The following is a 26,092-nucleotide window of genomic DNA, read 5'->3' as shown; positions in this document are numbered from 1 at the left end:
GAGGCGGGATCTGAAGGAAGCAAATGGCAAAACTTGGCCGTGACGAACAGAAATCTGATAGTAGGCCAGTACAACTTGGGTAACCTAGCAACATATAGAATAGCCCAATGCCTCGACGGGAAGTGTGTACGGGTAAATCAGGCACAGCCAAGGGAAAGAACAACGTCTTACCTCGGGAGATCTTATTACCTGTCTCGGGCGAGACTAATGCAGCAGTGATGCTGTGTGATGGGAAATAAGAAGTCAGCAGAAGGCATAGTACCTTGGGGAAGTACAACCCAAGGGAAGGCCGGAACTGAATATATCAAGAAGCAGTCACTAGACACTCAATCATGTGGAGTCATAGCAAGATGATCAAAATCTCTACGTACCAATGGGCAACACCGCAAGTGACGCTCATGGCCACGAAGAATGACAAGCATGATCGGCGTAGACAGGAGGACGAGTCTTGGTGACCTCAACTCAGTTGATGGAGCAGATCTGTTCATCAACGAATCTGAACCAAGCCCTGAGAAGAGTGAAGAAGAACAAAGGGTGTGCTGGTGTCGATAAACTCGATATAACAGCGACTATCTCGATGCTTCGGCAGTCTTCAAATGGGCAAGCGCTCCGCCAGAGCCTTCTGGATGGGAGCTATCAACCCCAACCTGTTCTGGGTGTAGAAATCCCTAAACCTAGCGGGGGAGTTAGGCAACTAGGTATCCCAACAGTACTTGATAGGATAGTCCAACAGGCTATCACCTCAGTACTGACAGATATCTATGAACCGAAGTTCTCCCACAGTAGTTACGGGTTCAGGCCCAACCGTAGTGCCCACCATGCATTGGCGGCAGCAAGCCACTACATCAGGGAGGGGCGGGGTTATGTAGTCGACATTGACCTAGCGAAATACTTCGATACCGTGAACCACGATAGACTGATGCACAGGCTATCGGAGGATATCACGGACAAACGGGTACTGAAGCTGGTCAGGTCATACCTACAGGCAGGCATAATGCGAAACGGGTTAGCCGAGCAGAGGCAACGAGGGACACCACAGGGTGGACCATTATCTCCGCTGCTATCAAATATCGTATTAGATGAGTTGGATAAAGAGCTTGAGCGAAGAGGGCATAAGTTCTGCCGATATGCAGATGACTGCCAAATCTACGTGGGCAGTGAGGAAGCCGCGAACCGAGTAAAAGCCTCAATAACGGAGTTCTTGGAGCAGAAACTGAAACTCACGGTCAACCGTGAGAAAAGTGCGGCAACAAGAGTGACAGAGCGGACTTACCTAGGCCATCGCTTCCAACGAGGTGGAATTATCCATATCTCGAAGAGAGCACAAACTCATATGAAGAAGCGAGTGCGTCAAATAACGAAGCGGAATCGAGGGCGAGAGTTGAAGACAGTAATAGTCGAACTCACTCAATACCTAAGAGGATGGCAACACTACTTCAAGCTTGCCATACGGAAAAGCGCGATGCAGCGCTTAGATGAATGGATAAGGCGGCGCCTACGGTGCTATCGACTCAAGCAGCGCAAACGCAGACACAGTATAGCGTCATGGTTACGCCAAGAGGGCGTAAGCGAACGCAATGCGTGGAAGCTAGCGATGTCAGAGAAAGGATGGTGGCACTTGGCTTTATCGCCACAGCTCAATCAGGCCATGCCAACGAAACGGTTCAAGGAGATGGGCATGTACTCATTGCGAGATGGGTACGAGTCACTGAAAATATATTCGGAACCGCCGTATGCGACCCACGCTTGTACGGTGGTGTGAGAGGACGGAGGCCGCGAGGCCTCCTCCTACTCGATTAAGGTTAGACGCCAAGCATCAGAATACTCGAAGTTGTAATGACTGAGAGTGTTTGTCATCGGTTTAACCAGTCGAAAGGGAGAATTTTTGTTATTATCGATTCTCCTCCGAGCAGTAAGGATATCCCCATAGTGATCAGTGCGACTCAGGTTCTTTTCCCAGAACGTATTTACCAGTGCGAAGCCAACATTCAATTGATTACCGCCCATCCGGAACAAGGGTGTTATGTGGTTACCGAGCAGACGCCTTTCCACCCAGTCAGCCATATCTGGCCCGATCACCCGGCGGATCGCGGCTCATTGATCCACCAAGGGAAGCCATACGATGTAGTGGGGTGCCACGTCGGTGCCGTCGAGCAGGAAAGTGGCCAGTTGTATGTTGGCGCAGACATTCCTGTGAAGCGTGATACTCCGGGATGGGTATTCGTGGTTGTCCACCAGCTGGCTCAAGGCCTGGACTGCCAGCCGGGCAGCGAAGTGATCTTGAGTGTCGATGAGCAATACCAGCTGGCATTGAGCCGGGCTCACAGTGGCGGCCACTTATCCTCGCTGGCGCTGAATAAAGTTTTGCACCATGGCTTTTGGCGTAAAGACGCATCACGCAAGGATGAACTCGGACATTATGATTTCCACAGCTATGCGCAGACTGAAAGCCGGGTAACGGAGGACTGTAGCACCGACACATACCGGATCGGAAAAACCTTGCGTAAACGCGGTCTCAATGCGGCTGATATGCTGGCAGCATTGCCTGCCATTACCGAGCAGATCAACCAGCAGCTGGCGCAATGGTGCGGAGCGGGTTATGCGGTGGAAATGCGCCGCGACGGGCCGGCACTTACCGATTCCCGTTATTGGCGCTGTGATCTGCAGGAAGGCGAGGTGGTCGAAATACCTTGCGGTGGTACCCATGTCCGCTCGCTAGCTGAATATGCGATGCTGCGGGTCGAGTTCCGAGTGGCCAGCGAGCAGGAACTGGTGATGCTGACGCACAGCCAGCCGGCTTGATCTGTGGGATGACAGCGCAATGAAGCCGCCTTTTGGTGGCTTTTTTTATATATATCAGGATGTTATTTTCGATTTGCGAATGTGCGCTGCAAGCGGGTGATCCTTTGTTGTTGTTTTTAAAATATTCTGGATCATTTGTATATTGACGGAAAGTGATAGTTTTATATATCGTTTAAAATTGAAAAACAGAATATGTAACTTATGCTTTCGGGAAGTGTATTGATAAATGTTCTTTTGATAGCAGATCGCTGATCACCGTGGCTTTTATCGTTGATCAACAGATCGAAGTACATTCAGGGCGCGCAATCTAAACTAGTATGGGATATCGGATGGGAGGCAGGATCTTGAGGCGCAGCAGGGAAAGTTGGATTATGATGGGGTCAGTTGGATTGAGGGTAAGCATATGAGCCAGAATATTTGTCCGAACTGTAGCCTTGAGCTTGAGTGGCAGGATGGGAAATACCATTGTGAAGGCTGTAGCACAGCATTTATCAAGAAGGCTTTTTGCCCAGACTGCGAAGCTGAGCTGGAAAAGCTTCAGGCATGCGGGGCAGCGAGCTATTTTTGCAATAGCTGCAATGAATTGAAGTCTAAGTCTCGGGTTAGAATTCAGTTCGATAAGGCTTGAGGCGGCCCCGGTGCCACTCCTTTGCCACTGAGATGAAAGTGCCGCCCAGTTTATGTGACAGGGCGGCATTTTTGTGTTGGTAACTTAGTACTGCGCTGGTTCGGATACCACCGAGTGGATCTCGCCGTCGGCGAGGGTTGTTCGGATGCATTCGCCTTGCTTGACTTGCTCGGTACTGCGAATGACCTGTCCCTTCTGGTTGCGGGTGATCGAGTAACCACGGCCTAGGGTGGCCAGTGGACTGACGGTCTCCAGTTTTTCCGCGGCCATTGCTAACTTATGGCTGGCATTGAGCAGGCGGCGATCCATCCCGTCCTGTAATCGCTGCTGTAGGCGCTCGAGCCGGTTTTGCTGCGCTTGGACGATCTGTGCCGGTGAGTTAAGTGCCAGTTTGTAGCTGTTGCGATCAATGTGCTGCTGGTGGCGGCTCAGGCGTTGTCTCATTGCCAGCTCCAGCTTGCCTGCCAATTCGTCCAGCTGCTGCTGTTGCTGGTTGAGGCGTACCTGCGGGTGCTGGCGATCAAGACGGTGTTGCAGTCTGATTGTCTGTGCTTGCTTACCCGAAAGGTAATGACGCATAGCATGCCGGAGCTGCTGTACTTTCTGGTTGATCTTCTGAGTCTGGAAACCCATGTCACGGCTGATCAGCTCTGCTGCTGCCGAAGGGGTCGGGGCACGGACATCGGCGACGAAATCCGCAATAGTGACATCCACTTCGTGGCCGACTGCGCTGACAATAGGGATCTGGCTGGCGGCAATGGTCCTTGCTACGATTTCCTCATTGAAAGCCCACAGATCTTCCAGCGAGCCGCCGCCGCGTCCGACAATCAGCACGTCGCATTCACGGCGGGCATTGGCACGACCAATGGCCTGGGCTATCGAAATGGCTGCGCCTTCCCCTTGGACGATGGTCGGGTAAATGATCACCGGCAGGCTAGGGTCTCGTCGCTGCAGGACATTGAGGATATCGTGCAGGGCGGCACCGGTCTTCGATGTGACAATCCCTACTCGCTGTGGCTGCTCTGGTAGCGGCTGCTTGAGTGACTGGGCAAACAGGCCCTCGGCCGCCAGGTTCATCTTCAGCTGCTCGAACTGCTGCTGCAGGCGGCCATCGCCTTCTGGCTGCATGCTCTCGATGATCAACTGGTAGTCACCGCGAGGTTCGTAAAGCGACAAGCGGGCCTTGACCAAGACCTGGGTCCCGTTGGCGGGTTTGAAGGTCACACGGCGGTTGCTGCCTTTGAACATGGCACATTTGACCTGGGCCCGTGAGTCCTTGAGGGTGAAATACCAATGGCCGGATACGGGCATGGAGAGATTCGATAGTTCACCGACCAGCCACACCACACCCATCTCGTTTTCAAGGATCAAGCGGACTTGGGCATTGAGGCTGGAAACAGTGTAGATACGGTCATTGGTCTGGTTCTGTTGAGCAAATAACGTCACGAGACAAGATACCTGTATTGGAAGGCTGATGGTGTGCGGTAGACCGGGGCCAGGATGTGGTGAAAAGAGCCTGGGCAGATCTATGGACAGATCTTGGTCGCAATATGCTGACCGCAGCACCGGATACTTAACCGATATATACTACACATCAAGACAAAATTGTCAATAAAAAAATTAAAAAAAAGTCTAGCCAATCGATTGCATCCTCCGTATAATTCGTCCGCAATATTTTATCCTTCTTTAAACCTTTACTTGGTGTGAGATATTGCAATGTTACGAATCAAACAAGAAGCTTTGACTTTCGATGATGTCCTGCTGGTTCCAGCCCATTCAACTGTACTGCCTAACACTGCCGATCTGCGCACCCGCCTGACGAAAGACATTACGCTGAACATCCCTATGGTGTCTGCGTCAATGGATACCGTGACAGAAGGTCGCCTGGCGATTGCCCTTGCTCAGGAAGGTGGCATTGGCTTCATTCACAAGAACATGTCTATTGAGCAGCAAGCCAATGAAGTTCGCATGGTGAAAAAATTCGAAGCCGGTGTGGTTTCCGAGCCTGTAACCGTGAAGCCTGACAACACGATTGAAGACGTGAAGCGCCTGACTATCGAAAATGGCTTTGCTGGTTACCCGGTTGTTTCTGACAGCAACGAGCTTGTGGGTATTATCACAGGCCGCGATGTTCGTTTTGTTACTGACCTTTCTCTTAAGGTTGAAGAAGTGATGACGCCAAAAGACAAATTGGCGTCGGCCAAAGAAGGCGCATCACGTGAGGAAGTTGAAGCTATCATGCAGCAGTACCGCGTTGAAAAAGTACTGTTGGTTAATGATGACTTCCAGCTTCGCGGCATGATCACCGCAAAAGATTTCCAGAAAGCCGAGCGTAAGCCGAACGCGTGTAAAGATGACCGTGGTCGTCTGCGTGTCGGTGCAGCGGTTGGTGCTGGCGCCGGTAACGAAGAGCGTGTTGCTGCACTGGTTGAAGCAGGCGTTGACGTACTTCTTATCGACTCATCTCACGGTCATTCTGAAGGCGTGCTAGCACGTATCCGTGAAACCCGTGCTGCTTTCCCTGAACTACCAATCGTTGGTGGTAACGTGGCAACGGCTGAAGGTGCTCGTGCCCTTATCGAAGCCGGTGTAAGCGCTGTTAAAGTGGGTATCGGCCCTGGCTCTATCTGTACCACTCGTATTGTAACCGGTGTTGGTGTTCCTCAGGTTACCGCGATTGCTGATGCTGTTGCTGTTGCAGATCAGTACGGTATTCCAGTTATCGCTGACGGTGGTATCCGTTTCTCTGGCGACATGTGTAAAGCCATTGCTGCTGGTGCATCTTGCGTAATGGTCGGTTCAATGTTCGCTGGTACTGAAGAAGCGCCGGGTGAAGTTGAGCTGTACCAAGGCCGTGCTTACAAATCATACCGTGGTATGGGCTCTCTGGGCGCAATGTCTAAAGGTTCGTCTGACCGCTACTTCCAGACTGACAACGCTGCTGACAAGCTGGTACCGGAAGGTATCGAAGGCCGCGTTGCTTACAAAGGCCACATGAAAGAAATCGTTCACCAGCAAATGGGCGGCCTGCGTTCAAGCATGGGCCTAACGGGCTCTGCGACTATCGAAGACCTACGTACCAAAGCTGAATTTGTGCGCATTTCAGGTGCCGGTTTGAATGAGTCACACGTTCACGATGTGACCATCACCAAAGAAGCACCTAACTACCGCTTGGGTTAATTTTCATCAGCTGTACCAGCAACTGACGAAAACGATTGCCTAAACGCGAAACTTGTATAAGATCGGGGGCGTTTTTATGCCCCCACCTTTCAATTATTTTTTGAGACAGCTCGAATGACCACGACCACAAATATTCATGACCAGCGTATCCTGATCCTGGACTTTGGTTCTCAGTACACCCAGCTTATTGCACGTCGTATCCGTGAAATTGGTGTTTACTGTGAGCTATGGAGCTGGGACGTTGATGAAGCGGATATTCGCGATTTCAACCCTAACGGCATCATCCTTTCTGGTGGCCCGGAAAGTGTGACTGAAGAAGGTTCACCTCGCGCGCCGCAGTATGTGTTCGAAGCCGGTGTGCCTGTATTCGGTGTTTGCTACGGTATGCAGACAATGGCCGAGCAGCTTGGTGGTAAAGTTGCTGGCTCGACAGAGCGTGAGTTTGGTTATGCTCAGGTGAAAGTGGTTGAGCCAACGGATTTCTTCAAGAATATCGAAGATGCGATTGCCGATGACGGCAAAGCTCTACTAGACGTATGGATGAGCCACGGTGACAAAGTGGTAGAGATCCCGTCTGATTTCGTGAAGGTTGCTGAAACCGAGACCTGTCCTTACGCGGCCATGGCCAACGAAGAGAAGCACTTCTACGGCGTGCAGTTCCACCCAGAAGTGACGCACACTCGCCAGGGTATGCGTATCATCGAGAACTTCGTTCTGAACATCTGTGGCTGTGAGAAGCTATGGACATCTGCCAACATCATCGACGATGCGGTTGCCCGTATCAAAGAGCAAGTGGGTGACGATGAAGTGATCCTTGGCCTGTCTGGCGGTGTTGACTCATCGGTTGTTGCGATGCTTATCCACCGTGCGATTGGTGACAGACTGACCTGTGTGTTCGTCGACAACGGTCTGCTTCGCCTGAATGAAGGTGAGCAGGTAATGGAAATGTTCGGTGACCACTTCGGTCTGAACATTGTTCATGTTAAAGCAGAAGATCGTTTCCTTGATGCCCTTGCGGGTGAAGCGGAGCCAGAAGCTAAGCGTAAGATCATCGGCCACGTGTTTGTTGATGTATTCGACGAAGAATCGAAGAAGCTATCAAATGCCAAGTGGCTGGCACAGGGGACTATCTACCCGGATGTGATTGAATCAGCTGCCTCTAAGACCGGTAAGGCACACGTCATCAAGTCTCACCACAATGTAGGTGGTCTGCCGGATGACATGGAAATGGGGCTGGTTGAGCCGCTGAAAGAGCTGTTCAAAGATGAAGTGCGTAAGATTGGTCTGGAGCTTGGCCTGCCGTACAACATGCTTTACCGCCACCCGTTCCCAGGTCCTGGTCTAGGTGTACGTGTTCTGGGTGAAGTGAAGAAAGAGTACTGTGATCTGCTTCGCCGCGCAGATGCTATCTTCATCGAAGAGCTGCACAAAGCGGATCTCTACAACAAGGTTTCTCAGGCATTCACCGTATTCCTACCAGTTCGCTCTGTAGGGGTAATGGGCGATGGCCGTAAATACGACTGGGTTGTTTCTCTGCGTGCCGTAGAGACTATCGATTTCATGACAGCGCACTGGGCGCATCTGCCATACGATTTCCTGGGCAAGGTTTCCAACCGTATCATCAACGAAGTAGACGGCATCTCACGTGTTGTTTACGATGTATCGGGCAAGCCACCTGCGACGATCGAGTGGGAATAATCGCCCCTGCAACAGTCAAGCTCGGCTTGGTTGGATAAGAAGAAGCACTCTCGGGTGCTTCTTTTTTTTTGGCTAAACTGTAGTCATGCCGGGGCAGCTATTGACGGCTTGCGGGGCTGCTCAAGGGTAGGGGAGGGGAATCATTTATATAAATGAAACTATTGTTGTGCTCTAGGGATGGGCTTGTAATGTGCTTGTTAGTGTAATGTTTTACATTAATATTTTATTACAATATGCTATTGTGAATATTTCTGAATGTATGGTGAATCGTGCGTAATTAATTGAACTTTTCATTACAATTCGCCACAAGCTTTTTCTTTCGTAGAAAAAACGGATTGACGGCGATACAACGACAATCTAGCGCCGCAAATTTACAACATCACTAATGACCATGGAGTTCCCATGAGCAATCAAGCTGTCAATAAGACACCTAATGAGTCGCCAAGTGCGATGAATAAGTTTCTTAACTTTATCGAGCGAACAGGTAACAAGATCCCGGATCCTGCTTTGCTATTCTTCTGGGGATTGATCCTTGTTTGGGTTCTTTCCGCAATTTTCTCCCAGTTTGAATTTGGTTTAATTCACCCAGTTTCAGGCCAGGCTGTTGAAGTTAACAACCTGCTGACCGGTGAGGCGTTCGCTAATTTCCTCGCGACGATGGTGAAAAACTTCACCGGCTTCGCACCTTTGGGTATTGTTCTGGTAGCAATGCTGGGTGTGGGTGTCGCTGAGGCTTCTGGCTTCATCAACACTGGCCTTAAGAAGATGCTGAACGTAACGCCGGCTAAATTCATCACTCCGGTGCTGATCCTGGTTGCTATCGTATCGCACACAGCGGCGGATGCGGGTTACGTACTGGTTATCCCTCTAGGTGGTATCATTTTCCACGCTGCGGGCCGCCATCCTCTTGCTGGTATTGCTGCAGCATTTGCTGGTGTATCCGGTGGCTTCGCTGCCAACTTCATCCCTTCAGGTATCGACCCTCTACTGGCAGGCTTCACTCAGGAAGCGGCACAAATCCTTGACCCTGAATATGTTGTTAACCCGCTTTCGAACCTATTCTTCACTGGTTTGTCATCGCTACTGATTGTTGCGATCGGCTGGTACATCACTGACCGTATTATCGAGCCACGCCTGTCGAACACGCCTATCGATGAAGATGCAGAAGAAGCACCTGACATGGGCTCATTCACCGAGCTTGAAAGTAAGGCTTTCTCGCGCGCGGGTTGGGCGATGATGGCGGGTATCGCGGTGCTCTTCCTGGCACTGATCCCTGAGACTTCGCCACTGCGTTCTCCAACGGGTGAAATCACGGCGTTCAATGCACCAGTAATGCAGTCTATCGTACCGCTGATCTTCATCCTGTTCGTGATCCCTGGTGTGGTATACGGCCGTATCGCCGGTACCTTCAAGGCGAGTGACGACGTGATCAAGTCAATGTCAGCGACAATGAGCAGCATGGGTAGCTTCATGGTAATGGCATTCTTCATCGCGCAGTTCCTGGTTGCTTTCACCCAGTCAAACCTAGGTACATTGCTGGCGTTGTCTGGTGCACAGCTTCTGCAGGCGATGAACCTACCGGGTCAGGTGACCATTGTGGGTATGATCCTGCTGACGGCTTTCGTTAACCTGTTGGTTGGCTCTGCATCTGCGAAGTGGGCCCTGATCGGTCCAATCATGGTACCGATGCTGATGGCTGTGGGTATTTCTCCTGAGCTGACTCAGGCGGCTTACCGTGTTGGTGACTCTGTATCTAACATCATTTCTCCAATGATGGTGTTCTTCCCGCTGGTTGTTGTCTACATGCAGCGTTACGTGAAGAGCTCAGGTATCGGTTCCCTGGCTTCGATGATGATGCCTTACTCAATTGCCATGCTGATTGGCTGGACAGTGTTCCTACTGATTTACTGGGCAATCGGTATCCCACTAGGTATTCAGGCACCGTACACTTACACCATGTAAGTTCAGAATATCCTGAAAATAGCCCCGCACTGCGGGGCTTTTTTATGCCTTCAGGGCAACCTCCGTCATGCTTTGTCGGAATGCTATGTTGTTGAAATGTAGGCGTGTATTGTCGGTGTCAATGATTTAGTGTTGAGTGATTGTTAATCCTGATTTTTTTGCATTATTTGAAATTTAATTTTGCAGGATTTAAATCCTGTACTAATGCAATAGTACGGTCTGAATTGTTGCTTAACCTGAGCTGAACGGACTTTTGCTCTGAGTTTTGTATGTATAGTGGTTTTTTGATTTGAATTGCTGTCGATTTAGTGGTTTTACTCAAATGAAATGATTTGTTAGCTTTCTTTGAAAGCACAACATTAAAACTCAATCGGTGTATTAAGGAAGTACGATTATGAGTGAGACCATTTCTAGCCCACCTTCGCAGAAAGGCATTATCGCGTTCATTGAGCGTGCCGGTAAAAAAATCCCTGATCCTGTGATCATTTTCATGTCGCTATTTGTATTCTGTCTGGCGCTAACTGCTGTCATCGGTGGCTTGCAGTTTGATATCACGGGGGCAGATGGTGGTGCTGTCACCCACACCATTAAGAACATGATGGCGACGGAAAACGTCCGCTGGATGTTTGATAATGCGTTGCTGACTAACTGGCTGTCGTTTGGCGGCGGAGTATTGGGTGTGATCCTGATTGTGATGCTGGGTGTCGGTATTGCCGAAAATTCAGGGTTGCTGTCGGCCGTTATCAAGAAAGTTGGCCTGCGTATCAATGAACGCTACCTGCCGCTGTTGGTGATCTTCCTGGGTATCATGAGCTCGATTGCAACGGATGCCGGCTACTTGATCCTGATCCCGCTTGCGGGCCTTCTTTACGCGGGTCTGGGCAAGAACCCATTGATCGGTATGGCTGCAGCGTTCGCCGGTGTGTCGGCGGGTTTCAGTGCCAACTTGATCCCGGCAACGCCAGTTGACGTCATTCTGGGTGCCAACGCACGGATCTTTGCGGAGTCTCAGGGGATCCCATTTGAAACCGCGGCAGGCGAAGCCATTAACCCGGCGACCATGCACTACTTCTTCATTTTCACCTCGACCTTTATCCTTGCGGGTCTTGGTGCCTGGGTGACAAGCCGCTTTGTTGCACCTCGCCTTGAGAAAATGTCTTACCAGCTTCCGGAAGATCTGAACCTGAATGACTTCCAGGTTTCGGATGCAGAAAACAAAGGCCTGCGTGCCGCTGGCCTAGGTCTTATCATTGCATTGGCGGCGGTGGTTGGCTTGGCGATGGGCCCACTGGCGACCTACACCAATGACGCGGGGCGTGAAGTGACGCCTTACCTAGACAATGTGATCCTGCTGATTGCGATGGTGTTTGCGGTTGTTGGTATCTTCTTCGGTGTTGCCACAGGTAAATTCAAGTCGTTGCAGGACGTGGTGAAGGCGATGGTAACGCAGATGAACACCATGGGCTACATCCTGGTATTGACATTCTTCTGCTACAACTTCCTGGCGCTACTTGGCTTCTCTGGTCTAGGCACCTATGTGACCTACCTGGGGGCAACGTTCCTGAGTGCACTTGGCCTGCAGCAGTTCCCAATCTTGCTGATCATCGGCTTTATCCTGACCACGGCGGTTATCAACCTGTTCGTCGGTGGCCTGACGTCGAAGTGGATGCTGCTTGGTCCTATCTTCGTGCCGATGCTGTATCAGGTGAACCCGAACATGACACCGGATCTTGTGACTGCGGCATACCGTGTTGCGGACTCTTCGACCAATATCATCACACCGATGATGAGCTACGCGGGGGTTATTCTGGCCTTCATGCGTAAGTACAAGCCTGAGCTGTCGTTCGGCGATGTGATTGCCATGATGGTGCCGTACTCGGTGGCTTTCCTGACGGTATGGACGTCGGTGCTGGTTGTTTTCTTTGCTTTCAATATCCCTCTGGGTTTTTGATTGAGCCTGTAGATGGCAATCGCCAGATAAAACGAACCCCGCGAAAGCGGGGTTTTTTTATCCGTGCCTGAAGGCTGGTTTACAGCAGGTACTGGGCATGGAAACGCAGGTGATCATCGATAAAGCTGGCGATGAAATAGTAGCTGTGGTCGTAACCTTCCTGCATCCTGAGTTCCAGCGGGTAGTCGACACTCTGGGCGGCAGCTGCGAGTAACTCCGGCTTGAGCTGCTCGTCGAGGAAGCTGTCCTGATCGCCTTGGTCAACGAGGGCTGGTACCGGTTGCTGGTTGTGCTTGAGCAATTCGGTGGTGTCGTATTGCAGCCAGTTGGTGCGATCGTCACCCAGGTAACCGCGTAGGGCTTTTTCGCCCCACGGACAATTGACCGGGTTGCTGATCGGACTGAAAGCGGATACCGAGTTGTAGCGTGATGGGTTGCGCAGGGCAATCATCAGTGCGCCGTGGCCGCCCATCGAGTGGCCGCTGATCGCCCGTTTGTCGCTGACCGGGAAGTGCGCCTCGACCAGGGCAGGCAATTCGTTGACCACATAATCGTACATCTGGTAATGGCGGTTCCACGGGGCCTGGGTGGCATTGACATAAAAGCCAGCACCGAGGCCGAAGTCGTAGGCCCCTTCTGGATCGTCCGGTACCCCTTCGCCGCGCGGGCTGGTATCCGGTGCCACGATGGCAATGCCGAGCTCCGCCGCTAGGCGCTGAGCGCCGGCTTTTTGCATGAAGTTCTCATCGGTACAGGTCAAGCCTGACAACCAGTACAGCACCGGCACTTTGGTACCTTGGGCAATGTGCGGCGGGAGAAAAATGGCGAAGCGCATGTCACAGTTCAGCACCGAAGAGTGGTGGGTATATTGCTTGTGCCAGCCCCCAAAGCTTTTGTTCCAGCTTGTGTTTTCGATAGTCATTAGATTCTCTTACTCTCTAGGGTAACTGGGCTCCCGAAGGAGCCCAGCGCTTTGCATTATTTGTTGTAGTGAATGACAGAGCGGATGCTCTTGCCTTCGTGCATCAGGTCGAAAGCGTCGTTGATGTCATCCAGGCCCATGGTGTGGGTGATAAAGTCATCAAGCTTGAACTCGCCAGCCATGTAACGTTCAACAATTTCAGGCAGCTCAGAGCGGCCTTTGACACCACCGAATGCCGAGCCTCGCCATACACGGCCTGTCACCAGTTGGAACGGACGGGTGGAGATTTCCTGGCCCGCGCCGGCAACACCGATTATCACCGATTCGCCCCAGCCTTTGTGGCAGCACTCAAGGGCGGAACGCATGACGTTGACGTTGCCGATACACTCGAACGAGAAGTCGACGCCGCCATCGGTCATTTCCACAATGACTTCTTGGATAGGCTTGTCGTAGTCATTTGGATTGATGCAGTCGGTTGCACCTAATTCTTTGGCCAGAGCATATTTGCTCTCGTTGATATCGACACCGATAATGCGGCTGGCACCGGCCATAGTCGCGCCAATAATCGCTGAGAGGCCAATCCCGCCAAGGCCGAATACGGCAACCGTGTCCCCCTTTTGTACTTTGGCGGTTTTCAGTACCGCCCCCATACCGGTTGTCACGCCGCAGCCGAGTAGGCAGACTTCTTCCAAAGGTGCTTCTTTGTTCACTTTTGCCAGAGAGATTTCAGGCAGTACGGTGTATTCCGAGAACGTCGAGCAGCCCATGTAGTGGAAGATTGGCTGGCCATCTTTGTAGAAACGGGTAGTACCGTCAGGCATCAGGCCTTTGCCTTGGGTTTCGCGGATTTTCTGGCACAGGTTGGTTTTGCCTGACTTACAAAACTTACATTCGCCACATTCCGGGGTGTAAAGTGGGATAACGTGGTCACCGACTTCTACACTGGTTACGCCTTCACCCACCATTTCAACAATACCGCCACCTTCATGGCCCAGAATCGCCGGGAAAATCCCTTCCGGATCATCGCCTGACAGGGTAAAGGCATCGGTGTGGCAGACACCGGTGGCGATGATGCGTACCAATACTTCGCCTTTTTTCGGCAGCATGACATCAACTTCTTCGACAGAAAGTGGCTGGTTCGGGCCCCACGCGATAGCTGCTTTGGATTTGATAAATTGTTCAGACATTGTATTTCTCTCTCATTATTAGTCGGCCGATTGCTTCACGGGCCAGTATTGGTTCCTGCTGTAGTTTTAACAGTAGGAGAGATTTATAACGATGGTGCAGAGATTGGCTGCACTGCCGTTTCGTTGTGATGGGCTTAGTATATTCATTTCTAATTGGTTGATAATTACCCTATAATGCAAATAACTTTTTCTGGTGTGTAACAATGGTGAGATATGTTTTTGTGGGAAGGGGTCAGCGAATTTGTCGCGGTGGCGGAATCCGAAAGTTTTACCGCGGCATCCAAGCAGTTGGGGATTTCCACCGCGCAAGTGAGCCGCCAGATCAGTGCGCTGGAAAACCGGCTTAATACCAAGCTGTTTTACCGTACCACCCGTAAGGTCTCGCTGACCGAAGAAGGGACCATCTATTACCAGCATTGCCGCCGCTTGCTGGATGGACTGCAAGAAGCCGAGCGGGCGATCAGCGATCGGCGTGATACCCCGCAGGGTAGCCTCAAGCTGACGGCACCGGTGACCTACGGCGAGCAGTACATTATGCCGCTGGTGGTGGATTTTATACTGCAGTATCCCGAGGTCGATGTGACGATGAATTTGACCAACCAAACCGTGGATCTGGTCGAGGGCGGCTATGATCTGGCGATCCGCCTTGGCAAGCTCAGCAGCTCGACCATGATGGCCAAGCGCCTTGCCAGCCGTACCCAGTTTGTCTGTGCGTCGCCGGGCTATTTGGAAAAGTTCGGGGTACCCCACTCGCTGTCAGAGCTTCGCCACCATAATTGCCTGGTGGGCAACTATGATCACTGGCGCTTCCAGGAGGCGGGCAAAGAGCGCAGTGTCAGGATCGATGGTACTCTGCGTTGTGCCAGCGGCCATGCCCTGCGTGATGCGGCTTTGAAAGGGCTGGGCCTGATCCAGTTGCCTGACTATTACATTATTGATGATCTGGAGAGGGGCGATCTGGTCACCGTGCTGGACACTTTCCGTGAGCCGGAAGAAGGGATATGGGCGCTGTACCCCCATAACCGCCACCTCTCCCCCAAGGTGCGTCTGCTGGTGGACTTTCTTGCCGAATCCTTGTCCTAGTGCCGTTGATACGGTATCTGGGCGATGGGGGGCGTGGTAAACCTCGCATCCGGTGGGCTTTTGGGTATAATCAGCGGCCTCAAGCAACAGAGAGAATACGTCCCATGACCGAGCCATCGATGTCAGAGCTAGCTAGGGCAGAAGCCATCCAGGAATACAACGACGAAGATTTCATGCGCCGTGCCATGGAGCTTGCCGCCCGTGCCGAGGCGGATGGTGAAGTGCCGGTCGGCGCCGTTGTCGTCTACCAGGGGCGGGTGGTCGGTGAAGGCTGGAACCGCTCGATCACCCAGCATGATGCCACCGCCCATGCCGAGATCATGGCACTGCGCCAGGCCGGCCAGGTGTTGCAGAACTACCGCCTGCTCGACGCCACTTTGTATGTCACCTTGGAGCCGTGCCCGATGTGTGCGGGGGCGATGGTGCACAGCCGGATCGGCAAGGTCGTGTTCGGCGCCCATGATCTAAAAACCGGTGCGGCGGGCAGTATCATGAACCTGCTGAGCTACGAGCAGGTCAATCATCATGTAGCGATTGAGTCCGGGGTGTTGGCCGATGAGTGCCGTCATCAGCTGCAGACCTTCTTCAAGCGCCGCCGGGCGGAAAAAAAGGCGGAAAAGAAAGCCCGCCAGCAAGCCTTGCAGGCAGCAGACAAACCTTCCTGAAAAATTAACGCCGACTCTTCCATCGCCGGCAGGGATCAGATCTCTGCGGTACTGTGAATGATGTAGCTGCGCTGGCGCCACAGGATCTTCTTGCGGATGTTGGCGTTGAGCCGCTTGCGGCGGGTGGCGGCAGATGCCATCCGCTTGCGCATATTGCTGATCGTTTTTTTCTTCGAAAAGTGCATAGAGCCTCCTCCATTAGAACTGCTCGGGGGCGAAGCATGTAGCATTAGTATCTCTGATCTCTACCATTTATCTAACGACAATGGTCACGCTTTGCGATCATTTTTTTCAGCAGGGAACATCAAGGTGTGAGCAATCTCACCCCGGCGAGGCCGGGGGAAGGGGAGATTAATTGCTGGCGGTTTTGCTTGGCGCTGCCGCATCCGGCGTGGCAGGGATGTCCTCGTCCGGCGGAAGTTGCTGGGCAAGGGTCTCTGTTGTTGGCGTAATAGTGTGTAGCCCGTCAATCAGTTCGATTTCATCGAGCTGCGGCTCCTGACTGTGGGTTTGCTCGTAGCCGATGATGCTCTGGTAGTAGCGGCGGATATTCTCTACGTAGTGCAGGGCTTCATCACCGCGGGCATAGCCATAGCGGGTCTGCTTGTAGTACTTGCGCTGGCGGAGCAGCGGCAGGCGTTGCTTCACATCGCTCCAGGCATCAGGGTTGCCGCCTTGCGACTGGGTCAGGCGGCGGGCATCCATCATATGACCGAAGCCGACATTATAGGAGGCTAGGGCAAACCACACTTTTTCGTGCTCTTCGATACTGTCAGGAATACGGTTGATCATCTTGCGCAGGTAGTCGGTACCGCCGCGGATGCTCTGCTCCGGATCCAGACGGTTCTGTACCCCGACAGAGCGGGCCGTCGGTAGGGTAAGCATCATCATCCCGCGCACCCCGGTTGGTGAGACCGCGCGAGGGTTCCAGTGTGACTCCTGATAGGACAGGGCGGCAATCAGGCGCCAGTCAAACTCGTTGGCGTACTGCTTGAAGAGGCCTTTCCATTTGGGCAGCTTGCTTTCAACCGCACGCAGGAAGGCCCGGGTATCGACATAATCGAATTTGTCGACATGGCCGAGGTATTTCTCTTCCAGCTTGGCCAGTTCACCGCTTTGCTGGATTTCACCGAAGAACTCGATCAGCAGCGCGTAGAGGCTGTCATCGTTGTTCTGGTTGACGAACCAGGCGATCGGCTCATCCTCGGTCAGCTCCAGCGCCGTGGTGACATCCGGCAGGATGCGCTGGTTCAGGGCAATATCGACCGAGTCAGCCAGGGTATAGTCAAGCTCGCCCTCGGCCACCTGGCGCAGCAGCTCGTCGCTGTCAATTTCTTCCAGTGACTGCCATTCAAGGCTTGGGTGTGCCAGCTTGAGGGCCTGCAGGGTCTTTTCGTGGCTGGAGCCCTTGACCACGGCCAGCGTTCCTTTGTTTTCGGCGAGATCCTCTATGCTGCGCGGGCGCCACTGGCCTTTTTTGTAGACCACTTTCTGGCTGGCGTAGTAGTACGCCGGCGCGGCACGAAACTGGGCCAAGCGCTCATCGGTCATGGTCAGTCCGGCAGCAAGGATGTCCACATCGCCGCGCTCAAGGCCGGGAAACAGGCCCGATAGGGTGAACATGGCTTTCATTTCCAGTTTCACGCCAAGCCGGTCGGCAAAGCGACGGGCCAGTTCGTAATCCAAACCGGTTGGGCCTTCATTACCGATATAGTAGGAGAGCTGGTTATTGAGCGTGCCGACCCGCAGGACACCTTCTTCCCGGATCCGTTCTAATTCCGTACGGGGCTCTTCTTGCCACAGGCAGCCATTGAGAACAAACAGACTCAATAGTAAGGCAATGAATTGTCTAAAACTTGGATTCGGGCGAAGAATGCTCAACGAGTTATGCTCTTGGTAAAAACAGGACGTCCTTTATACCAAAGCTCGCCCGATCCGCAAAATAATCACATTCGTTTGGTGCTAAGTTTGCGGCAGAAAAATACGCTTCTTAAATCCGAAATCGTAAAAAAATGTGTGAAAAGCAGACGCTGTGACGGATATCCCACTGGTTTTTGGTGCTGATTGAAAAAAAAACACGCAAACGGTTGCGTCAGGTGTTACGTCACAAAAAAATTTCCCTTATACTACGCCCCATCCTGAGCTGCTCGCCTCAAACAGGCCATGGCAAGCGAGGTGGCATTGACGTAATTGTCCCGGTATCGGTCCGGGGGTTAGGCCAATATCACCTTCATTCAACTGCTAATCGAGAGACGTACGCACATGGAAATTTTGCGTGGTTCACCCGCACTGTCTGAGTTTCGCGTTAATAAGCTACTAGAGCGTTGCCGCGAATTGGATCTGCCTGTGTCAGGTATTTATGCTGAGTTCATGCACTTTGCAGACTTGTCTGCGCCATTGAGTGCGGACGAGCAAGAAAAGTTGGCAAGCTTGCTGACTTACGGCCCTACGATTGCAGAGCACGAGCCGTCTGGCCTACTGCTGCTGGTTACCCCGCGTCCGGGAACAATCTCCCCATGGTCATCGAAGTCCACCGATATCGCCCACAACTGTGCCCTCGGCCAGATCAAGCGTCTTGAGCGTGGTACGGCTTACTACATCGAAACCTCAGCCGCGCTGTCTGCTGAGCAAATCACCGAACTGAAAGGCCTGATCCACGACCGCATGATGGAAGTGGTGTTCACTGAACTTGATTCGGCTGCCGCCCTGTTCCAAGTGGCAGAGCCTGCACCTGTTGCTGATGTTGACCTACTGTCAGGCGGCCGCAAGGCGCTTGAAGAGGCAAACGTTACCCTGGGTCTGGCGTTGGCGGAAGATGAGATTGACTACCTGGTAGACAGCTTCGTCAACAAGCTAGAGCGTAACCCGACGGATATCGAGTTAATGATGTTTGCCCAGGCGAACTCGGAGCACTGCCGCCATAAGATTTTCAACGCAGATTGGACAATCGACGGCGTTAAGCAGGAAAAATCCCTGTTCAAGATGATCAAAAACACGTTCGAAACGACACCTGACCATGTCCTGTCTGCGTATAAAGATAACGCCGCAGTAATGACGGGCTCTAAGGTCGGTCGTTTCTTCCCTGATCCTGAGACTCGCCAGTACAACTACCACAACGAAGATGCGCACATCCTGATGAAGGTTGAGACGCACAACCACCCAACCGCAATTTCACCTTGGCCGGGTGCCTCAACGGGTTCAGGCGGTGAAATCCGTGACGAAGGCGCAACCGGTATCGGCGGTAAGCCAAAAGCTGGTCTGGTGGGTTTCACAACCTCTAACTTGCGTATTCCAGGTTTCGAACAGCCATGGGAAACAGATTTCGGTAAGCCAGGCCGTATTGTTAACGCCCTGGATATCATGCTGGAAGGCCCACTAGGCGGCGCGGCGTTCAACAACGAATTCGGTCGTCCAAACCTGCTTGGTTACTTCCGTACTTACGAAGAAAAAGTGACTTCACACGCTGGTGAAGAAGTACGTGGTTACCACAAGCCAATTATGATTGCCGGTGGTATGGGTAACATCCGCGCTGAGCACGTGCAGAAGAAAGAGATCCCTGTCGGTGCCAAGCTTATCGTACTGGGTGGTCCTGCGATGAACATCGGCCTGGGTGGCGGTGCGGCTTCTTCCATGGCCTCTGGCCAGTCGGCAGAAGATCTGGATTTCGCGTCTGTACAGCGTGAAAACCCGGAAATGGAGCGTCGCTGTCAGGAAGTGATCGACCGCTGCTGGCAGCTAGGCGATGCTAACCCTATTGCCTTTATCCACGATGTAGGCGCAGGCGGTATTTCTAACGCACTGCCAGAGCTTGTCGACGATGGTGAGCGTGGTGGTATCTTCCAGCTACGTGATGTGCCAAACGATGAGCCGGGCATGAGCCCACTTGAGATCTGGTGTAACGAATCGCAAGAGCGTTACGTGATGGCCGTTGCGCCTGAGAACATGGCGGCATTTGATGCTATCTGTAAGCGTGAGCGTGCACCGTATGCAGTGGTTGGTGAAGCAACAGAAAAGCGCGAGCTGAAACTGGAAGATTCACACTTCGACAACACGCCAATCGATATGCCGATGGATATCCTGCTTGGCAAAACGCCGAAGATGCACCGCGATGCGAAAACATTGAAAGTTGATAGCCCTGCGATCACCCGTGACGGCATCGAAATCAATGAAGCGGCTGACCGCGTTCTGCGTCTGCCTACGGTTGCTGAGAAGACGTTCCTGATCACTATCGGTGACCGCACGGTGACAGGCCTTGTGGCGCGCGATCAGATGGTCGGTCCATGGCAGGTGCCTGTGGCTAACTGCGCGGTAACCGCAGCAAGCTACGACTCTTACCATGGTGAAGCCATGTCGATGGGTGAGCGCACGCCCGTTGCCCTCCTAGACTTTGGTGCCTCTGCCCGTCTAGCGGTGGGTGAGTCCCTAACTAACATTGCCGGTACTGATATCGGTGATATCAAGCGCATTAAATTGTCTGCTAACTGGATGTCTCCAGCCGGTCACCCAGGTGAAGATGCTGGCCTATATGAAGCCGTTAAAGCTGTCGGTGAAGAGTTGTGTCCTGCGCTAGGCCTGACTATCCCTGTCGGTAAAGACTCGATGTCGATGAAGACCAAGTGGGAAGAGAACGGCGAAAACAAAGAAGTCACTTCTCCGCTGTCTCTTATCATCACAGCATTTGGCCGTGTTGAAGACGTGCGCAAGACAGTCACGCCTCAGCTTCGCACTGACAAAGGCGAGACTTCACTGCTTCTCGTTGATCTGGGTAACGGCAAGAACCGTCTCGGCGCAACGGCACTGGCGCAGGTTTACAAGCAGCTGGGTGATAAGCCGGCTGACGTAGACAACGCAGAGCAGCTAAAAGGCTTCTTCGATGCGATGCAAACTCTTGTTCGTGACGACAAGCTGGTGGCTTACCACGACAAGGGTGACGGTGGTCTGTTCGTGACGCTGGCAGAGATGGCATTTGCCGGTCACTGTGGCGTGAAAGCGGACGTTGCAGGCCTGGGTGATGATGCACTGGCTGCACTATTTAACGAAGAGCTGGGTGCGGTTGTTCAGGTGAAGAACGACGACCTTGAAGCGGTTAAAGCGGTATTGGCAGCAAATGGTCTAGAAGCTTGCTCGCACGTTATCGGTAGCGTTGAAGCTTCTGACAGCATTGTTATCACTGCAGGCGATGCGGTTGTCCTTGAGCGTTCTCGCACCGAGCTTCGTACTATCTGGGCTGAAACCACGCATAAGATGCAGGGCCTTCGTGATAACCCAGCATGTGCTGACCAAGAGTTCGAAGCGAAGAAAGACAACACAGACCCAGGCCTTAACACCAAGCTAAGCTTCGACATTAACGAAGACGTCGCGGCACCGTACATTGCTAAGGGTGCCAAGCCGAAGATGGCTATCCTGCGTGAGCAGGGTGTTAACTCTCACGTTGAAATGGCGGCTGCTTTTGACCGCGCCGGCTTTGAAGCAACCGATATCCACATGAGCGATATCCTGACCGGTCAGGCGGTACTGGACGAGTACCACGGTCTAGTGGCTTGTGGTGGTTTCTCTTACGGTGACGTACTGGGTGCCGGTGAAGGTTGGGCGAAGTCTATCCTGTTCAATGGCCAGGCTCGCGAGCAGTTCCAGAGCTTCTTCAACCGTGACAACACCTTCTCGCTGGGTGTCTGTAACGGCTGTCAGATGCTATCGAACCTGAAAGAGCTGATCCCGGGGGCTGAGCTATGGCCGCGTTTCGTGCGCAACGAATCAGAGCGTTTTGAAGCGCGCTTCAGCCTAGTTGAAGTACAGAAATCAGACTCGGTATTCTTTGACGGCATGGCAGGCTCCCGCATGCCAATCGCGGTATCACACGGTGAAGGCCGCGTAGAAGTGCGTGATGCCGACCACCTAGCAGCGATTGAAGCGTCAGGTACTGTCGCGGTGCGTTACGTGGACAACCACGGCAACCCGACCCAGCAGTACCCGAACAACCCGAACGGTTCGCCAAATGCGATCACTGGCCTGACGACGCAAGATGGTCGCGTGACTATCATGATGCCTCACCCTGAGCGTGTGTTCCGTACCGTGGCGAACTCTTGGCACCCAGATGACTGGAGCGAGAACAGCCCGTGGATGCGCATGTTCCGCAATGCCCGAGTGAATATCGGCTAATAAGCTAATCGCTTCATTTTGATGAAAAAAACCGCTCCCAGTGAGCGGTTTTTTACTATCGGTATCATTTTTGGGAAATAAAAGTAGTACTAAATGCAAGAGTATGATTAAGCTGAAATTATCCATCTGGTGCAGGAGGCGAAATGATTTTCTTCGATCTGGATAATACCCTGCTTGATCATGACGGGGCGGAGCAAGACGCGATCCGCGACTTCGCCAAGCGTTATCGCGATGAGATCATCGACTGCCCCGATGGCATCGAGAGTATGTGGCGGACTATCACGGACCAAAAGCGCCAGCAGTGGCGGGCTGGAGAACTCAATTTCGAAGGCTTGCGCCGGGCCCGGATCAGCGCCTTGTTCCGCCGCCCGCTCAGTGAAGAGCAGGCTGACAGGCTTATCAGCGAATATTATGCCAGCTACCGCCAATACTGGCGCCTGTTCCCCGATGTCTTGCCTGCTTTGGAGAGACTACGCCATGTTGCTCCGCTTGCCATTATCACCAACGGTTTTACTTATCATCAGGAGGCGAAATTACAGGCGACAGGGATCCGCGAGTATTTCTCGTATCTGGTGATCTCGGAGCAGGTTGGTGCCGCCAAGCCAGACCCGAAAATCTTCCAGCATGCACTGAAGCAAAGCGGCAAAACTGCGCAGGAGTGCTGGTATATCGGCAATCACCCTCTCAATGATGCCATGGCCGCCAGTGAACTGGGGTTCAAGGCGGTGTGGCTCAACCGGTATAAGCTCGATACCAAAGTCTCGACCCGGGTGGTCAGAAGCCTCGCGGGGCTGGTCGATCTGGTCACCGTGCATTACTAGGGCGGGGAACCTATGGCTAAATCAAGGTCTAACGAATGGAGGAGCAATAAACTAATTGGTCAAAAATTGAATAATTGTTGTACTGGACAAAATACCCGCATAGAATATGCGCTTATTTTTTCCAGACATACTCCCAAGTAGCCTCAGAGGCTGGATCCAAGCTTCATTGCTGTGTTCAGTTCAAGGAAAGTTACCGCATGTCATAGTCATCTATTGCAAGGTTACTTGGGTAAATCATTACCGCTTTCATGGAAGAGAGACAACAATGGATGTAACACGTCGTGGACTGCTCCTGGCTGCCAAGGGCTTGGCAGTACTTGTAATGATCTGCCTGGTAAGATACGCCGACAGCTTTGTTTTGATTTTCAGCTTAAATCAGGTCGGCATTGTGCCAAGCTTTATCGCGCTCTTGGTCCTGCTTTCCGGTATCGGAGCGATATTAGGCCTTAGCCGCGGCAATCGCTGGGGCTTCATCCCGCTCTACTTTTTTATTCCCGCCGTCACCATGTTTTTCAACTATAGCCTGATCCCTTACCTGCCTCAGTTGGTTACTCCTGAGTTTCGCAGCATCGTGATCTTTTTCCTCAACAGTAGCGTGCTACTTTTTTCTGTTCTGCTGTTGCTGAAAATGATGGACAGTGATGTCATATTCTCGATAGAAAAATACTGAAACGCTGATCTTTCAGCCCCAGGCTTTTGATATACTTCAGCTAAAATTAAACAGGTCGTTGGCAGGTCCTCAATTCCACCTTTGCCAATTGCGTCCTGCTCAGCAAAGGATGATGAGAATGAAAAAAATTGAAGCCATCATCAAGCCGTTCAAGCTTGACGATGTTCGCGAAGCCCTAGCCGATGTCGGCATCACCGGTATGACCGTCTCAGAAGTTAAAGGCTTCGGCCGCCAGAAAGGCCACACCGAGCTATACCGTGGCGCCGAGTACATGGTCGACTTCCTGCCGAAAGTGAAGCTGGAAATCGTCGTGGCCGATGAAGTGGCTGATCAGTGTGTTGATACCATCATCGAAACGGCCCAAACCGGTAAGATCGGTGACGGCAAGATCTTCATGTTTGACGTCGAGCGCGTGGTGCGTATCAGGACCGGCGAGGAAGACGAAGACGCTATCTAAAATCGTCTCTGTCGTCGCTGTTTCATCCTCTGGCGTTATCGGAAGTGCTCATTTATGCGTATAAACTCCGCGCTTCCTCTTAGCCAGAGAATGAAACAGCATAGCCAACGAGGCCCTAGGAAAAGCGGGTTCTAGATCCTAGGAAGAGAGTAAAGCCAATAAATAGCTTGACGCTCAATCGTTTATTCAAAAATTCTGCAGCACCCCAGCACCCCAGCACCCCAGCACCCCAGCACCCCAGCACCCCAGCACCCCATCAATAGGTTTAATCTATTGAATGTATAAATCAATACGAATGGAGCAAGGTCATTCCCGCCCGTATTATTGAGGAAAACCAAGGGGGAAATGATTATGTCTACACACAATATGATTGGCCTGGATAGCAGTAAAGCGCAAGCGTTGGCTGTTGAACTCAACAAGCTGCTGGCCAACTACCAAGTACTTTACATGAACACGCGTGGTTACCATTGGAATATCAAAGGCAAAGAGTTCTTTGAGTTGCATGCGAAATTTGAAGAGATCTATACCGATTTGCAGGTCAAAATCGATGAACTGGCCGAGCGAGTGCTGACATTGGGCGCAACACCTTCACACAGTTTTACTCATTATGTGGAAGTGAGTGAAATCAAAGAGCACCTTAACGCCCATGCTGGTGATGAGTGTGTTGGCGGCCTGCAGCAAGGGTTCAGCGTTATCCTCGGCATGCAGCGTGGCATTCTTGCTCTTGCCGGAGAGGCCGATGACGAGGGTACCGCCGCGATTATGGGCGATTATATCCGTGAGCAAGAAAAGCTGATGTGGATGTTCAACGCATATAACCGTAATTGACACACAGCGTCTAGGCACTGCAGCATTCACGGGAATTAGGCTCGAAAAAAGAGGTCGCAGGATGCGACCTCTTTTTTTATTTTTAGCCTTTAGCCTTTAGCCTTTAGCCTTTAGCCTTTAGCCTTTAGCCGAGTCTTAACTTGCCTGCGGCTTTAGCTCACCGCTGTAGCGGCCTGGTTTGTGGTTCATCGCCAGAACCAGGTTCAGCATGAAAGCGCCGACGACCGAGAATAGCAATACCATCGGGCTGACCAGGAAGAAAGAAGCCACCAAAATGGTGATATCAATCCCCATCTGCAGCTTGCCGGCCGACCAGCCCATTTTTTCCTGAAGAAACAGTACCAGCACGTTGAAGCCACCCAGGCTGGTTTTATGGCGAAATAGGATCAGCATACCCAAGCCCATCAGCAAGCCACCGATCAGGGCGCAGTAAAGCGGTTCGAGGCGGCTGATCTCCAAAACGTGGTGGAGGTTGTCGGTAATGATGGATACCAGACCGCCGGAAATCACGCTAGTGACCGCAAAGCTCCTGCCCATACGGAACCAGGCCATCAGGTAAAACGGGCAGTTCATCATAAAGTACAGCTGGCCAAAGGACAGATCGACAAACTGGCTGATCAGCAGGGCCAGGCCAGTGGTTCCGCCGGTGAGAAGATCGGCTTGTTGGAGAAAGAAAACCCCTTGGGCAACGATGAAAGTACCGGTAAGAATAGCAATGATATTTTCTTTCAGTGAATGATGATAACCGCTCAAGACAACACTCCTTATGTATGGAGGCGTCATGATATAGGGCATTGGTGACAAGCGTGATAGCTGGCAATAAATCTGTCTGTTAGTCGGTGTACAAATTAAATTACGCTGTCGTAAAAAATTAATTTCAATCATTACTTGTAATATGGGTATTTTATCTTTGGTTACCTATGCCGAGGGAGTGAACAACTTGAAAACAATTCATACCAAAAATGAAATAAATACCAATAAAAAGTCACAATAGGGGTATCTGATTTAGATCAAATTATGTAAAATACTGTGTTATCTACAGGCGAGACGAAAACGTTTGCGTCCACGTGGCGCCTAGC

General features: G+C 52.1%; 20 protein-coding genes. 14 read left to right on the top strand and 6 right to left on the bottom strand.

The genetic code is table 11. From position 1 onward, the window contains the following. Window positions 1-469 precede the first annotated feature (469 nt). The 3 genes from ltrA to PTW35_RS14155 all read left to right on the top strand — a co-directional run bounded on the left by ltrA (window position 470) and on the right by PTW35_RS14155 (window position 3,430). Window positions 470-1,762 (top strand): group II intron reverse transcriptase/maturase, encoded by a 1,293-nt coding sequence (ltrA, locus tag PTW35_RS14165; protein ID WP_348637736.1) that lies wholly within the window; start codon window positions 470-472, stop codon window positions 1,760-1,762. 164 nt (window positions 1,763-1,926) lie between these two features. Further along, on the top strand, window positions 1,927-2,802 hold the full coding sequence (locus PTW35_RS14160) for an alanyl-tRNA editing protein (RefSeq protein WP_281027517.1): 876 nt from the start codon (window positions 1,927-1,929) through the stop codon (window positions 2,800-2,802). 403 nt (window positions 2,803-3,205) lie between these two features. Beyond that, entirely contained in the window at window positions 3,206-3,430 is a 225-nt protein-coding gene (locus PTW35_RS14155; protein ID WP_281025540.1) for a zinc ribbon domain-containing protein, read from the top strand. An 84-nt stretch (window positions 3,431-3,514) separates the two neighbouring features. On the opposite strand, the gene xseA is transcribed toward PTW35_RS14155, so the two are convergent. Beyond that, on the bottom strand, window positions 3,515-4,876 hold the full coding sequence (gene xseA, locus PTW35_RS14150) for an exodeoxyribonuclease VII large subunit (RefSeq protein WP_281025539.1): 1,362 nt from the start codon (window positions 4,874-4,876) through the stop codon (window positions 3,515-3,517). Between the two features lie 270 nt (window positions 4,877-5,146). On the opposite strand from xseA, the gene guaB reads away from it, so the two are divergent. The 4 genes from guaB (at window position 5,147) to PTW35_RS14130 (ending at window position 12,221) form a co-directional block, all read left to right on the top strand. After that, window positions 5,147-6,610: an IMP dehydrogenase gene (guaB, locus tag PTW35_RS14145; RefSeq protein ID WP_281025538.1), complete on the top strand. Its 1,464-nt coding sequence runs from the start codon at window positions 5,147-5,149 to the stop codon at window positions 6,608-6,610. A gap of 114 nt (window positions 6,611-6,724) precedes the next feature. Continuing rightward, a complete protein-coding gene (gene guaA / locus PTW35_RS14140) occupies window positions 6,725-8,308 on the top strand; it encodes a glutamine-hydrolyzing GMP synthase (RefSeq protein WP_281025537.1) in 1,584 nt (527 codons plus the stop codon). Window positions 8,309-8,710: 402 nt separating this feature from the next. Next, a complete protein-coding gene (locus PTW35_RS14135) occupies window positions 8,711-10,270 on the top strand; it encodes an AbgT family transporter (RefSeq protein WP_281025536.1) in 1,560 nt (519 codons plus the stop codon). Between the two features lie 394 nt (window positions 10,271-10,664). Continuing rightward, a complete protein-coding gene (locus tag PTW35_RS14130; RefSeq protein ID WP_281025535.1) occupies window positions 10,665-12,221 on the top strand; it encodes an AbgT family transporter in 1,557 nt (518 codons plus the stop codon). A gap of 79 nt (window positions 12,222-12,300) precedes the next feature. Here the strand turns inward: PTW35_RS14130 and fghA are convergent, their stop codons facing one another. Next, entirely contained in the window at window positions 12,301-13,143 is an 843-nt protein-coding gene (gene fghA, locus PTW35_RS14125) for an S-formylglutathione hydrolase (RefSeq protein WP_281025534.1), read from the bottom strand. Window positions 13,144-13,199: 56 nt separating this feature from the next. Further along, window positions 13,200-14,330 carry an S-(hydroxymethyl)glutathione dehydrogenase/class III alcohol dehydrogenase gene (locus PTW35_RS14120; protein WP_281025533.1) on the bottom strand — a complete coding sequence of 377 codons (1,131 nt, stop codon included), beginning with the start codon at window positions 14,328-14,330 and terminating at the stop codon, window positions 13,200-13,202. A 213-nt stretch (window positions 14,331-14,543) separates the two neighbouring features. On the opposite strand from PTW35_RS14120, the gene PTW35_RS14115 reads away from it, so the two are divergent. Further along, entirely contained in the window at window positions 14,544-15,413 is an 870-nt protein-coding gene (locus PTW35_RS14115; protein WP_281025532.1) for a LysR substrate-binding domain-containing protein, read from the top strand. Window positions 15,414-15,586: 173 nt separating this feature from the next. Then, window positions 15,587-16,078, top strand: coding sequence for a tRNA adenosine(34) deaminase TadA (gene tadA / locus PTW35_RS14110; RefSeq protein WP_348637738.1), 492 nt, complete (start codon window positions 15,587-15,589; stop codon window positions 16,076-16,078). A 35-nt stretch (window positions 16,079-16,113) separates the two neighbouring features. On the opposite strand, the gene PTW35_RS14105 is transcribed toward tadA, so the two are convergent. Together PTW35_RS14105 and mltF are read right to left on the bottom strand one after the other, a co-directional pair. Next, window positions 16,114-16,263, bottom strand: coding sequence for a hypothetical protein (locus tag PTW35_RS14105; RefSeq protein WP_281027556.1), 150 nt, complete (start codon window positions 16,261-16,263; stop codon window positions 16,114-16,116). 166 nt (window positions 16,264-16,429) lie between these two features. Further along, complete coding sequence (mltF, locus tag PTW35_RS14100) at window positions 16,430-17,902, bottom strand: membrane-bound lytic murein transglycosylase MltF (RefSeq protein WP_281027516.1); 1,473 nt, start codon at window positions 17,900-17,902, stop codon at window positions 16,430-16,432. 438 nt (window positions 17,903-18,340) lie between these two features. On the opposite strand from mltF, the gene purL reads away from it, so the two are divergent. The 5 genes from purL (at window position 18,341) to PTW35_RS14075 (ending at window position 25,013) form a co-directional block, all read left to right on the top strand. Continuing rightward, a complete protein-coding gene (gene purL, locus PTW35_RS14095) occupies window positions 18,341-22,237 on the top strand; it encodes a phosphoribosylformylglycinamidine synthase (RefSeq protein WP_281025530.1) in 3,897 nt (1,298 codons plus the stop codon). Window positions 22,238-22,380: 143 nt separating this feature from the next. Continuing rightward, on the top strand, window positions 22,381-23,058 hold the full coding sequence (locus PTW35_RS14090) for an HAD family hydrolase (protein ID WP_281025529.1): 678 nt from the start codon (window positions 22,381-22,383) through the stop codon (window positions 23,056-23,058). Window positions 23,059-23,323: 265 nt separating this feature from the next. After that, window positions 23,324-23,728, top strand: coding sequence for a hypothetical protein (locus PTW35_RS14085; RefSeq protein WP_281025528.1), 405 nt, complete (start codon window positions 23,324-23,326; stop codon window positions 23,726-23,728). Window positions 23,729-23,846: 118 nt separating this feature from the next. Next, on the top strand, window positions 23,847-24,185 hold the full coding sequence (glnB, locus tag PTW35_RS14080; RefSeq protein WP_039459737.1) for a nitrogen regulatory protein P-II: 339 nt from the start codon (window positions 23,847-23,849) through the stop codon (window positions 24,183-24,185). Between the two features lie 351 nt (window positions 24,186-24,536). Beyond that, window positions 24,537-25,013 (top strand): Dps family protein, encoded by a 477-nt coding sequence (locus PTW35_RS14075; protein WP_281025525.1) that lies wholly within the window; start codon window positions 24,537-24,539, stop codon window positions 25,011-25,013. A 135-nt stretch (window positions 25,014-25,148) separates the two neighbouring features. Here PTW35_RS14075 and PTW35_RS14070 read toward each other — a convergent pair whose 3' ends face one another. After that, window positions 25,149-25,796, bottom strand: a complete 648-nt coding sequence (locus PTW35_RS14070; RefSeq protein WP_281025524.1) for a YitT family protein — start codon at window positions 25,794-25,796, stop codon at window positions 25,149-25,151. Window positions 25,797-26,092: the final 296 nt, after the last annotated feature.

It is taken from the genome of Photobacterium sp. DA100 (genome assembly GCF_029223585.1).
Classification (GTDB): Bacteria; Pseudomonadota; Gammaproteobacteria; order Enterobacterales; family Vibrionaceae; genus Photobacterium.
Note: the sequence above shows the minus strand (reverse complement) of the source record. Positions and strands in the feature narration are given on the sequence as shown.

Excerpts from the sequence above, each read along its gene's own strand:
- ltrA (WP_348637736.1), top strand. The coding sequence starts at position 470 with ATGGAGCAGATCTGTTCATCAACGAATCTGAACCAAGCCCTGAGAAGA.
- PTW35_RS14155 (WP_281025540.1), top strand. The coding sequence starts at position 3,206 with ATGAGCCAGAATATTTGTCCGAACTGTAGCCTTGAGCTTGAGTGGCAG.
- guaB (WP_281025538.1), top strand. The coding sequence starts at position 5,147 with ATGTTACGAATCAAACAAGAAGCTTTGACTTTCGATGATGTCCTGCTG.
- guaA (WP_281025537.1), top strand. The coding sequence starts at position 6,725 with ATGACCACGACCACAAATATTCATGACCAGCGTATCCTGATCCTGGAC.
- PTW35_RS14135 (WP_281025536.1), top strand. The coding sequence starts at position 8,711 with ATGAGCAATCAAGCTGTCAATAAGACACCTAATGAGTCGCCAAGTGCG.
- PTW35_RS14130 (WP_281025535.1), top strand. The coding sequence starts at position 10,665 with ATGAGTGAGACCATTTCTAGCCCACCTTCGCAGAAAGGCATTATCGCG.
- fghA (WP_281025534.1), bottom strand. The coding sequence starts at position 13,143 with ATGACTATCGAAAACACAAGCTGGAACAAAAGCTTTGGGGGCTGGCAC.
- PTW35_RS14120 (WP_281025533.1), bottom strand. The coding sequence starts at position 14,330 with ATGTCTGAACAATTTATCAAATCCAAAGCAGCTATCGCGTGGGGCCCG.
- PTW35_RS14115 (WP_281025532.1), top strand. The coding sequence starts at position 14,544 with ATGTTTTTGTGGGAAGGGGTCAGCGAATTTGTCGCGGTGGCGGAATCC.
- tadA (WP_348637738.1), top strand. The coding sequence starts at position 15,587 with ATGCGCCGTGCCATGGAGCTTGCCGCCCGTGCCGAGGCGGATGGTGAA.
- PTW35_RS14105 (WP_281027556.1), bottom strand. The coding sequence starts at position 16,263 with ATGCACTTTTCGAAGAAAAAAACGATCAGCAATATGCGCAAGCGGATG.
- purL (WP_281025530.1), top strand. The coding sequence starts at position 18,341 with ATGGAAATTTTGCGTGGTTCACCCGCACTGTCTGAGTTTCGCGTTAAT.
- PTW35_RS14090 (WP_281025529.1), top strand. The coding sequence starts at position 22,381 with ATGATTTTCTTCGATCTGGATAATACCCTGCTTGATCATGACGGGGCG.
- PTW35_RS14085 (WP_281025528.1), top strand. The coding sequence starts at position 23,324 with ATGGATGTAACACGTCGTGGACTGCTCCTGGCTGCCAAGGGCTTGGCA.
- glnB (WP_039459737.1), top strand. The coding sequence starts at position 23,847 with ATGAAAAAAATTGAAGCCATCATCAAGCCGTTCAAGCTTGACGATGTT.
- PTW35_RS14075 (WP_281025525.1), top strand. The coding sequence starts at position 24,537 with ATGTCTACACACAATATGATTGGCCTGGATAGCAGTAAAGCGCAAGCG.
- PTW35_RS14070 (WP_281025524.1), bottom strand. The coding sequence starts at position 25,796 with ATGACGCCTCCATACATAAGGAGTGTTGTCTTGAGCGGTTATCATCAT.